This window comes from Parabacteroides sp. AF17-3 (assembly GCF_003635445.1).
GTDB lineage: Bacteria > Bacteroidota > Bacteroidia > Bacteroidales > Tannerellaceae > Parabacteroides > Parabacteroides goldsteinii.
In genome coordinates this window covers 579,217-590,927 of sequence record NZ_QTMM01000002.1, presented here as the reverse complement: position 1 = coordinate 590,927, position 11,711 = coordinate 579,217, and the positions used below count along the sequence as shown (strand labels likewise).

Annotated in this window: 7 protein-coding genes; 2 read left to right on the top strand and 5 right to left on the bottom strand. The window is 49.8% G+C overall.

What is annotated here, in order from left to right; all coding sequences use genetic code 11:
* Nucleotides 1-119: 119 nt before the first annotated feature.
* Together DWW91_RS04455 and DWW91_RS04450 are read left to right on the top strand one after the other, a co-directional pair.
* Nucleotides 120-434 (top strand): nucleotidyltransferase domain-containing protein, encoded by a 315-nt coding sequence (locus DWW91_RS04455; protein WP_046145927.1) that lies wholly within the window; start codon nt 120-122, stop codon nt 432-434.
* On the top strand, nt 431-838 hold the full coding sequence (locus DWW91_RS04450) for a HEPN domain-containing protein (protein WP_046145928.1): 408 nt from the start codon (nt 431-433) through the stop codon (nt 836-838). Before DWW91_RS04455 ends, DWW91_RS04450 begins: the two co-directional genes overlap by 4 nt.
* Before the next feature lie 37 nt (nt 839-875).
* On the opposite strand, the gene DWW91_RS04445 is transcribed toward DWW91_RS04450, so the two are convergent.
* From DWW91_RS04445 to DWW91_RS04425, 5 genes are all read right to left on the bottom strand, one after another.
* Complete coding sequence (locus DWW91_RS04445; protein ID WP_122327063.1) at nt 876-3,113, bottom strand: glycoside hydrolase family 3 C-terminal domain-containing protein; 2,238 nt, start codon at nt 3,111-3,113, stop codon at nt 876-878.
* Nucleotides 3,114-3,117: 4 nt separating this feature from the next.
* Complete coding sequence (locus DWW91_RS04440; protein WP_122327062.1) at nt 3,118-4,383, bottom strand: glycoside hydrolase family 5 protein; 1,266 nt, start codon at nt 4,381-4,383, stop codon at nt 3,118-3,120.
* Nucleotides 4,384-4,388: 5 nt separating this feature from the next.
* Nucleotides 4,389-6,629 carry a glycoside hydrolase family 3 N-terminal domain-containing protein gene (locus DWW91_RS04435; RefSeq protein ID WP_122327061.1) on the bottom strand — a complete coding sequence of 747 codons (2,241 nt, stop codon included), beginning with the start codon at nt 6,627-6,629 and terminating at the stop codon, nt 4,389-4,391.
* An 81-nt stretch (nt 6,630-6,710) separates the two neighbouring features.
* On the bottom strand, nt 6,711-8,426 hold the full coding sequence (locus tag DWW91_RS04430; RefSeq protein ID WP_122327060.1) for a RagB/SusD family nutrient uptake outer membrane protein: 1,716 nt from the start codon (nt 8,424-8,426) through the stop codon (nt 6,711-6,713).
* Between the two features lie 21 nt (nt 8,427-8,447).
* On the bottom strand, nt 8,448-11,663 hold the full coding sequence (locus DWW91_RS04425; protein WP_010801081.1) for a TonB-dependent receptor: 3,216 nt from the start codon (nt 11,661-11,663) through the stop codon (nt 8,448-8,450).
* Between the last annotated feature and the right edge of the window lie 48 nt (nt 11,664-11,711).

Here is an 11,711-nt window from a genome sequence, read left to right as displayed (position 1 = left end):
CTTTGAATAGAGAGGTGCGTTTCCAAAACGGAGGCGCACCTTTTGTTTGTATATGACTGGAGGATTCTATATCTTTGCATTATTACTGATTATAACTGTATTAAAGAAACCATTGAGATATGAAACGTTCTGAAGTTGTAGAGTTAATAAAAGAGACTATACGTCGTATTGCTCCCGGTGCAAAGACTATCTTGTATGGTTCGGAAGCACGGGGTGATGCCCGTCCCGACAGCGATATCGATCTTCTTATTCTGGTTGACGGTGATACAATGACACTGGCACAGGAAGAAGAAATAACGCTTCCTCTCTATGAGTTGGAGTTACGAACAGGCGTCTCTATCAGTCCAATGATCGTTTTAAAAAAGTTATGGGATAACCGTCCTTTCAAAACTCCTTTTTATGTCAACATTATAAATGAAGGGATTGTATTATGAAAGAAATATTGGATGAAGAAAGCCGGAAAGCTTTGATAGCTTACAGGCTTCAACGGGCTTATGAGACGTTGAAAGAGGCAGAGGTCATGATACGGGAATCATTTTATAATGCAGCCGTTAACCGTATGTATTATGCATGTTATTATGCAGCTGTAGCTTTATTACTGAAATATGATATTCAGACTCAGACTCATAATGGTGTGAAAACAATGCTTGGGTTGCATTTTATTTCTACAGGAAAGCTGTCATTAAAAATAGGCAAGACTTTCTCTACTCTCTTTGAAAAGAGGCAGAGTGGTGACTATGATGACTTTGTCTATTGCGACCAAAGCATGGTCGAAGAATTATACCCACAGGCCAGCCTGTTCATAGATTCTGTAAAAGAGATACTTACCAAACCTTAAGTCGGATAAGCATCTCTTAGGGAAAGTTTGGGGGAATTTATTTCAATTTAAATGCTACTTTATTGCGAATATCTGTTGAGGAAGCGCCGATCCATGCTTCGAACTTACCCGGTTCGGCTACCCATTCATGGCGGGCGTCATCGAAGAAACTCAACGCCTCTTTTCCAATGGTGAAGGTTACCTCCCGGGTCTCTCCCGGAGCCAGTTTTACCTTGCTGAAGCCTTTCAGTTCCTTTACAGGACGGGGCAGGGATGATTTCAAATCACTGATATATAGCTGTATTACTTCCGATCCTTCACGACTGCCAGTATTGGTGACAGGTAGGGTAATGGTAAGCGTTTCATCCTGTCCCATCACTTTCTTGTCGGCTATGGCCTTCCCATAGGCAAAAGTAGTATAGCTCAGGCCATGACCGAAGGAGAACAGCGGTTTTGTCTTTTCCTTGTCCGCCCAGCGATAGCCGACGAAGATTCCTTCGTTGTACTTCTGATCCACGATAGGGCTGCCGTAGTTGCGGGGAGTACCCGGATATTCGCCCAGCTTATGCGCACCTACATCCTGCAAAGAAGCGGGGAAAGTGAACGGCAACTTGCCGGACGGATTGACATCGCCCGTCAATACCGAAGCAATGGCACTGCCTGCTTCCGACCCCAGATACCATGCCTGCACGATGGCGGGGACTTCTTTCACCCACGGCATGGCGATGGCATTGCCTGAGATATTTACTACAATCAGGTTCTTGTTAGCCTTTGCCAGGGCGGTTATTACCTTATCCTGGCCGTAAGACAGACCGAGTTCCTTACGGTCTGCATCCTCGCAGTCCTGATGCGCGCTCTTATTCAGGCCGCCGATAAAGATGACGTAATCGGCCTCTTTGGCAACGGCAACGGCTTCGGCTATCAATTCTTCCGGCGAACGGCTGTCCTCCAGGTCCTGACCGGATTTCACACCATTGTATTCACCGCTCGGGTCGCCTACATAACCACGTGCATAAATGACTTCCGCCTGGTCGCCCACCCGTTTCCGGATGCCGTCCAGCGGGGAGAGTTCGTATTTTACTTTCAGGGAAGAAGAACCGCCGCCTACAGTCATCATCTTGATGGCATTCTCGCCGATGACGGCTATTCTTTTTGCCCGGTTCAGGTCGATAGGGAGCAGGTTATTCCGGTTCTGCAACAACACGATGCCCTCTTCACCGATACGGCGGGCTGCGGCAAAATGGGCTTCCGAGCAGAGCGAGCCGTACGGACGGTTTCTATCCATCGTAGTGCGGTAGGCGAGGCGCAGGATGCGTCTTACCTTGTCGTCCAGTTCTTTTGTTCCGACTTTGCCTTCACGAATCAGTTTCAGGTAAGGATCTGCCAGGTAATAATTGTCGTAAGCGTTGCTTGCTCCGTTGGACAATCCGTTGGTCCAGCTTCCGAACTCCATATCGAGTCCGTTGGTGATGGCTTCCTGCGTGTTATGAACCCCTCCCCAGTCAGAGACGACAACACCGTCGAAACCCCATTCGCCTTTCAGTATGTCGTTCAGGAGGTACTGGTTATGGCAACCGTGCTGATTCTTGTACAGGTTGTAGGAACCCATGATGGCCCAGGCATTTCCTTCCTGGACGGCTGCTTTGAAGGCGGGGAGGTAGATTTCGTAGAGGGCACGGTCGTCTACGATGACGTTGGTCGTATGGCGGTTTACTTCCTGATTGTTAAGTGCATAATGTTTCACACAGGCAGCCACGCCGTTCTGCTGGACGCCTTGCACATAGGGGACTACCATCTTTCCGGCCAGATAAGGGTCTTCGCCCATATACTCGAAATTGCGTCCGTTCAGTGGCGAACGGTAGATGTTTACACCAGGACCCAACAAGACCGTTTTATTCCGGTAGCGGGCTTCTTCACCGATGCTTTTGCCATATAACCTGGCTATTTCCGGGTCCCAGCTGGCAGCCAGGCAGGTCAGAGCCGGGAAGGCTACGCAGGAGTCGTTGGTCCATCCCGCCTGCTCCCATTCATCCCATAAGACTTCGGGACGAATGCCGTGGGGACCGTCGGTCATCCAGAATTCGGGAATGCCCAGGCGTGCGACGCCCGGCGAACAAAACTTGGACTGGGCATGTGTCAGTGCGACCTTTTCTTCCAGTGTGAGGCGTGACAAGGCATCTTCCACACGTTCTTCAATGGGTTTGCTACTGTCCAGATAAGTGAGGACTTCCTGCTGTGCCTGCCCGAAACCGGGTAGTAACAACAGGCTGCAAGCGATGTATTTGATTAATTTCATATTGTTATTGTGTCTTTAAACCTAGTGAGCGGATATATTCGTTTTGTATGACGCATTGCTGTATACGGCTGTTCTCGATAAACTCCGTTAAAGCAGCTTTGGCTGTTTCCTGGTCCGGTCGGGCATCACGGATTTCCTGGTATGTACCCCGGGGAGCTTCGGAGAAGGCAACGACAGTGTCCCAGCCGGCCGGTGCTTTGATGCCGGCAAAGGAGGATTTGTCGATTTTCTTGTACGGCCAGAACGTCCAGCCGATATTGTTCTCTTCCATCACATGGCAGAAAGCGTTCTGCCAGGCTTCTGTGTTATGTCCGATTTCGCCCATATACATGGGGAGGTTTACCCGGTCGCGGAAGTCGATAATCTCCTGGATGGCTGCTTTGGAGGCGTCGCCTCCGTAACGATGGCAGGTGTACATGATTTTATCGTCGAAGGTGGAGTCGGTGAATGGGCTGAAGTTACCGTTCCACTGCGCGCCACCCAGCAGGATGATATGGTTGGTGTCTGCCTCGCGGATGGCGGCTGTGGCTCGTTTATACAACGGTTCCAGCTTGCCGTTCAACTCTTCCATATTGCTGAAATAGGGAGCGATAGGCTCATTTGCCAGTTCGTAGCCGAGGATAACCGGCTCGTTCTTGTAATAGGCTGCAATCTTTTTCCAGATGTTGCAGAATAGCTGCTGGCTGGCTTCGCTCTCGAATAGCCAGGGATACCCGTAGCTGTCGTCGATGTTGTCGCCGGTCTGTCCGCCCGGAGCGTCGTGCATATCGAGAATCAGGTAGAGACCTGTTTCGCGGCACCAACCGACTACACTGTCTATGCGGGCGAAACCGTCCTGATTGGCCGTCAATCCCATATAATCCTCGTCGGTGAAGAGTTTATAATGGAAGGGAAGACGGATGGTATTAGCACCGGTCGCCGCAATGAACCGTATATCGTCGCGGGTAATATAGTTATCTTTGAATGCTTTCCAGAACTTAGCGGTGAAGTCGGGACCGACCAGTTCGCAGAGCATCTGGTTGATGCGTCCCGGCGAATTTGTCTTGTTGAAGCCAAACATATACCCTTCCGGGTTCAGCCAGTTGCCAAGGTTCGTCCCTTTGATAAAGAACTTCTGCCCTTTGGGGGTAATCAGGTCGGTGCCGGAGATACGCATGAATGCTTCCGGCGGCAGGTCGGCCGTATCCGCATCTGTAGTGCCGGTGTGCTGCCGGCATCCGGTAACGGATACCAGCAGGAGCATGAGCATTAAATAGATATTCTTTTTCATGTCTGTTATTTTACTGTGAATGTTGTTTGTAATCCTTCGGCGCTGTTAGGGCCGACCCAGAGGTTAAATTCGCCCGGTTCGACTACTCTTTGCCGGTCGATGTTCCAGAAGGCCAGTTCTTCGACGGGGAGTGAGAAAGAGACTGTCTTTGTCTCACCCTGCTTCAGAGGAATCCGCCGGAAGCCTTTTAGCTCTTTGACTGGGCGGGTGATGGAACCGGCTTTGTCCTGTACGTACAGTTGCACGACTTCCGTACCGTCATACTTACCGGTATTTGTCAGGTCGAAGCTGATTTCCAGTGTTCCGTCGACAGCCAACAGATTCGTTGCCAGTTGCAGGTTGTCATAGCCGAAGGTGGTGTAAGACAATCCGTAACCGAACGGGAACAAAGGGTCGAAACCGGCATCCATGTAGAAGGAAGTACAGCCCAGGGAGGTCTGTCCGGCTTCCTGCGGGATATCGTCTATCAATGTTTCCTGGCGGGAGGCAGGGCGGCCCGTATTGTTATGTGCATAGTAGACAGGTATCTGACCTACCATCTTCGGGAAGGTAACGGGTGTTTTTCCGCTTGGTATCGCTTTTCCGAAGAGCAGGTCGGCAAGGGCCGGTCCGCCCATTGTTTCCGGATGGAAAGCATAGAGAACGGCGTCGGACTGTTCGACTTCCTGCCCGATTGTCAGCGGACGGCCTGCCATAACCACCGTCACAAGTGGTTTCCCTGTCTTTGCCAGGGCGGCTATCAGTTCGCTCTGCGCTCCCTGTAAATGCAGGTCGGCCAGTGAGTGTGCTTCGCCTGAGAGGATAGATTCTTCTCCGACGCATACCAGTACGGCATCGGCACGCATAGCGGCATTCACGGCTTTGGCGATGCCGGCTGTATGCTTGTCGCGGCTATAACCTAATCCGGGTTCGTAGATGATTCGTACTTTATCGCCATACATCTCTTTCAAAGCAGTCAGAACCGTTTGCGTATGTGCTTTTTCTCCGTCGAATACCCAGGTTCCCATCTGGTCGTGGGCGGCATCGGCCAACGGGCCTATTATGGCAAGGGTACGTATCTTATCGGTAAAAGGTAAGGTTTCGCGGTCGTTCTTTAATAAGATAACCGATTGTTCTGCCGCCTCTTTGGCTTTTGCCAGGTGGGCGGGCGCATATTTTACTTGTTGGTCTGTGTCTGTATATGGATTATCAAACAGTCCCAGGCGGAATTTAAGACGGAGGATGTTACGGACTGCTTCATCAATCGCTGCTTCCGATACTTTCTTCTCCTTGACAAGTTCTTCCAGGTTGCGGATAAACGTGCCGCTTACCATTTCCATGTCGATGCCGGCATTCACGGACTTCGTGGCTGCTTCTTTCTCGTCTTTGCAGAAACCGTGGGAAATCATTTCGGCCGAGGATGCCCAGTCTGTTACCACCAGTCCGTCGTAATTCCATTCACCGCGCAGCACATCTTTCAGGATGAAACTGTTCCCTGTCGAGGGAATTCCGTCGTTATCATTGAAAGAAGTCATGAACGTGGCGCATCCGGCTTTGGCGGCTGCTTCGAACGGAGGAAAATAGACGTTGCGCAGCTGGCGTTCGGGAATAAAGGTGGAATTGTAATCGCGTCCTCCTTCCGATGCACCGTAGCCTACAAAATGTTTGGCACAGGCTGCAACAGCCGTCGGATTGTTCAGGGAATCGCCCTGGAAACCTTTCACCATGGCTACCCCCATCACGGAGCTCAGATACGGGTCTTCACCGCAGCTCTCGGCGATGCGTCCCCACCGTGGGTCGCGCGATATATCGATCATTGGGGCAAAGGTCCAGCGGATGCCGTCGGCCGATGCTTCGACAGCCGCCACACGGGCACCGTCTTCCACCAGTTGCGGGTTGAAAGTCGCCGCCTGTCCCAATGGGATGGGGAAGATGGTTTTATAACCGTGGATGACGTCGCGCGACATAAGCAGGGGAATACCCAGGCGGGATTCTTCCACTGCAATTCTTTGCGCTTTGTTTACCAGCTCCGGGTCGGTCAGGTTCAACAGCGAACCGACATTCCCTTCCCGGATTAACCCGGCCATTTCTTCCAAGCCGCCGAAAGGGCTTAACTGGTTCATTTGGCCAATCTTTTCCTGCAAGGTCATTTGCCCTAACAAGGCATTCACCCGGCTTTCAATATCTCCTTCTTGGGTTCCCTGGGGTTCTGCGCACGATAAGAATGGCAAAAGCAGCAGGTAGACAGATAATCGTTTTATTTTCATGGCATAGTAAGATAAACAGGGATATCCTCCGGGATGAAACAGCTTATTTCATTCTTTGGATATCCCCTATTTAATAATCAATTAATATGGATTCTGAACAGTAGCTCCATGAGATGATTCAATTTCAATCTGGGGAATCGGAAGATACTTTTTGTTCTCGGTCCACTGCGGACGTTGCGGAATAGCAGCTCCTTTCCCTGTCCATTTCAGTTCGCCGTTGATAACCAGATTGAGAGGTTTTCCGTCTGCATTGGTTTTAACTTCGCCTTTCGGTTTGTCCTGCGTAACGGTACCATCCGTACAGACAAAACGATGGGCATCCTTTGTCACATAAATAGCACCGCCACCCGGTTTCAGGACTTCAGCGGCTTTATCGAAACGAACCAGGTCGAAATAACGTTTTCCTTCACCCAGTAATTCTACCCGGCGTTCCTGCATGATGGCTTCTTCGGAAATCACTTTGGAACTCAGACCGGCACGTTCGCGTACCTGATCGAAATAACCTTGTGCTTCTCCCGAATTGGTGCGCCATGCCAGTTCTGCTGCAACCAGCAGAGTTTCTGCATAACGATACAGGTGGAAGTTGTTTTCCCAGTTCAGGTCCGCATCGCCAGCCTGGTCGGCCTTACCGCCCGGACGGCCTAGATATTTGCGCAGGAAATAACCGGTGTTCTGGTAACGTCCCGTATAATTCACGGCGATTCCCCTGTTCATCATTTCTTCCTGGTACGTATCTAGATTCAGGACTGCTACATCCCGACGGATATCTCCCGGTTCGAAGGCTTCATATGCATCCCGAGTAATCACACAGAAACCCCAGCCACCTTCAAATTCGGTATACGGGCCATGTCCCGTTTCCTGACCGCCGACGTAAGTCAAACCATCCACACCAATCATAGCAGGGATGACAGTACCCCCACAGGCCCCAGCATCGCCCCAGCCGCGTTTACCACCGGCTGAGATGTAGTTGATATCGAGGATGATTTCATCGGACCATTCCGTAGCATAAGTGAACAGGTCGTCGTAGTCCGTAACCAGTTTATATTGTCCCGAAGCGATAACCTCTTTTACATAACCCAACGCTTTAGGGTAACGGCTTTCGTCTTTCTGATACATGACATAATCGGCATAGATCATGGCAGCGGCTGCCTGAGTCATTCGTCCGGCCCATGTTAGTTCACGTTTCATCGGAAGAATTTTGGAATCCAGCACCTCTTCCAGGTCGGTTACCATGTTATTGTATACTTCGTCTGCTTTCAACTGCTCTGCGATATACGGGAAAGTCAGGTTCTCCGTATAAAATGGAACATTCCCCCAGGTTTTCCACAATACCAGGTAATACCAGTCGCGCAATACCCGTCCTTCTGCGTTGTAAGACTTTTTATCTGCTTCGGAGATGTTTGCCTCTTCAGCATTGTCCATTAAGCGGATGGAGCGGTTGATGCCGGAGTAGGCAACGGTCCATGCTCCTTTTATGTCATTGGTAGGGCTACAGCCATACCAGGAGATTTCGTGAAGATAACCCTGGTCGGATGTATCGCTGCCACCCGGGTAAATATCATCGCTTGCAGCATCCCAGGCGAGGTTCAGAGGGAACCAGCCGTTATAGTAATCGAACCACTGCATCGGGTCGTAAGCGGCTGCCATGGCTTCTATCATTTTGGCATTGTCAGTATAATACCCTGTGATGGGCACACTGCTTGCCGGTTCTTCGGTTAAGAAACTGTCGCCGCACGAAACAAGTCCTGATGCAAGTAGTATGGCTGCGGCGAAAGTATATAGTCTATTCTTTTTCATATCTATTCCGTTATTAAGTGATTAGAAATTAAGATTTAAACCGACTGTGAATGTACGTGCCTGCGGATAATAGCCGCGGTCGATGCCGTTTGATTTATCTCCGGCTACGTCTGTCGCATTTATTTCCGGGTCAAGACCCTTATAGGAGGTCAGTGTCAGCAAGTTCTCGGCGGCGACATAGAGACGAAGTCTGTCGACAAAGAATTTGCGTGTCAGGTTCTTCGGCAAGGTGTAACCTATCTGCATATTTTTAATGCGGGCGAAACTACCGTTGTGGACGTATAAATCGGATACTTTCTTCCAGTTACCGTTCATATCGTCACCCGGGTAACAGAAGCGGGGCATTGTGTTGGAAGTACCTTCTCCATGCCAACGTTTCATAAACTCCTGGGGCACATTTACGGAAGACACATCCAGGCGGCGGGTTACGTCCATAATGTCCTGTCCCAATGAACCGGAAAATAAGACTGAAAAGTCAATGTCTTTATAAGCGGCCGTCAGGTTCAGACCGAAAGTCCAGTCCGGAGTACCTTTACCAATCATGGTTTTATCTTTATCGTCGATTGTACCGTCATTGTCAAAGTCTACGAATTTCACATCTCCGGGAACGGCAAGCGGCTGTAATTTCTCTCCCTTGCTGTTTGTATAAGCGTCGATTTCCGCCTGATTCTGGAAGATACCGGCAGTCTTGTAACCGTAGAAGTAAGGATAAGGCATACCGTTCTCCGCACGGCCGACATTTCCCAGGATATGTACCTGGTCCATCATCTCGAAACCGTCGGCTGTGCCTAAGTCTACCAATTTGTTTTTCAAATAAGAGAGGTTGGCGTTGACGCCGAAACGGAAGTCCTTGTGGCTATATTTATAACCGACTTCAAATTCAACTCCTTCGTTTTTCATCGAACCGACGTTCCCCCAGGGTTTGGATTCGCCCAGATAGTTCGGTATGGCCATTTCTTTCAGCATACCGTTGGTCTTCTTCTGGTAGTAATCGACCGTAAAGGTCAATGCGTTGCCCAGGAAGCCGAAATCAATACCGGCATCATACTGTTCTGATTCTTCCCACATCAAATCGGCATTAGGAGTGCCGGAAGGTTTGGAACCCATTACGATTTGTTGGCCTCTGCCGTAAGCGCCGAAAGGATAGTTATTATTCATCGATACATTCGCCGTGTAGCGGAAGTTACCGATAGCCTCGTTACCGTTCTTACCCCATGAAAGGCGTATTTTTGTATTGGTCAGCCAGTCCGGGCGTTTTTCCATAAACGATTCGTTCGTTAAATTCCATCCTAAAGAAACGGAAGGGAAAGTACCCCACTTGTTATTTTCACCGAAGCGTGATGAACCGTCGCGGCGTACGGTGAGCTGCAACATGTAACGTTCGGCGAAGTTGTAGCTTAAACGTCCGAAATAAGAAGCCAGCGAGTGCGGGTCGGTTAATCCTCCTTCGGTATTCCGGTTTCCGTTGTTCGGAAGGGAGGTCGTAAAGTCTATATTGGCCTTATCACCCATGTAGGCAATCAAATCTTTTGCCATACCGTACAGGCGACGGCCTGTGTTGCGTTCGGCAGATTGTCCTAATACCACATTGAAAGTATGCTGGCTGATTGTTTTGTCGTAAGTCAACACATTTTCAATCTGCCAGGTATAGCCGCGATTCATTTCGGACATCACGCTGGAACGTCCGTCTGCAATGGATTGGTTGCAGTTTCTGCCCAGATAATAAGGGTGGTTCCATTCGTCATATCCCCAGAATGCAAGGTCGGAGCCCCAGGAGAACTTATATTTCAGGTTATCCCAGATACCGAGTTCGGCCGTCAGGTTGGCAATGACTTTGTCTGAATTGTTTTTTCTTCCGGGCTGTGCGGACATGCGGCCCAGCGGATTCGTAATTTCGTTGAAGTTTTCCGGAATCTGCAATACCTGTCCGGTGAGCTGGTCGCGTACAGGGTCGCCGTACTTGCTGCGGATATCTGCCGTATAGCCGTTTACGTGGTCCTCATCCTGTGCATAGACTTCCATTGTCGGGTCCAGGAAAAGAGCATCTCCCAGCGGGGAACCGGTCAGGTTACCGGCGCTTACCCCTATATTGTTTATACGGGAATAAGACATATTGACACCGACGGTCATTTTTCTTAACCAGCTGCGGTTCTTCGTTTCGTCGAATAAGGTATAAAGGGTGTTACTGCGGAATGAAAGGCGTTCGTAGTTGGAACGGTCGTAATTTCCACCGATAATACCTTCCTGGTTATAATAACCGGCGGAGAAATAGTAACTTACTTTCTCGTTTGCCCCGCTGATGCTTAACTGATGGTTCTGTACGGGAGCGCCGTCGTTAAACAATACATCCTGCCAGTCGGTGCCTACACCCAGATTAGTGTTTGAAAAACGGTCGGTGCCGTTGGAATACTGCTGTGCTTCGTTCATCAGGGTCGCGTATTCGGACGCATTCAGCATACTGCGTTTTTTCCAGGCGGATTGCCAGCCATAAGAGAAGTCGTAAGACACTTTCACTTTGCCGATGGCCCCTTGCTTGGTCGTAACCAAAACAACCCCGTTGGCGGCACGTGAACCGTACACAGCTGCCGAAGCGGCATCTTTCAATACTTCGATAGAAGCAATGTCGGCCGGATTGATGTTGTCGATACCTCCGTTGATGGGCATGCCGTCTACGATATAAAGAGGGTCGGCGGTGTTGATGGTGCCTGTTCCGCGTACACGGATAACTGAACCTGTACCCGGTTGGCCGTTCTGTGTGGTCACCTGTACACCGGCTGCCAGACCTTTCAACGCATTATCGACACGGACGGGAGCTGTTTGGGCCAATTCGTCCGCACCTACTTTGGCGATGGAGGCCGTTACCACACTCTTTTTCTGCACACCGTAACCGATAACGACCACTTCATCCAGCGCCTGGTTGTCTTCCGCCAGCGTAACGGATAATGGCGCATTGCCTGAGACAACGATGGATTGGGGTAAATAACCGATAAAAGAAACGACGATGGTAGAGCCTTTTTCTACCTCATTGATGGTGAACATACCGTCCAGGTCCGTCATGGCCCCGTTGGTGGTTCCTTTTACTACTACATTGGCGCCGATGACCGGTTCGCCGAGGGCGTCTTTGACCTGTCCACTGACTGTCAGTTTTTGGGCAAACACAAATGTTGGAAATAACAATAGGCACAACAAAGGTATCATACCTTTAAGAAGCCTCTTTTTTAATAAAATGTTTTTCATAAGACGAATACATTTTTTAAAGTTAACGTACTAATTTGTTCTACACTT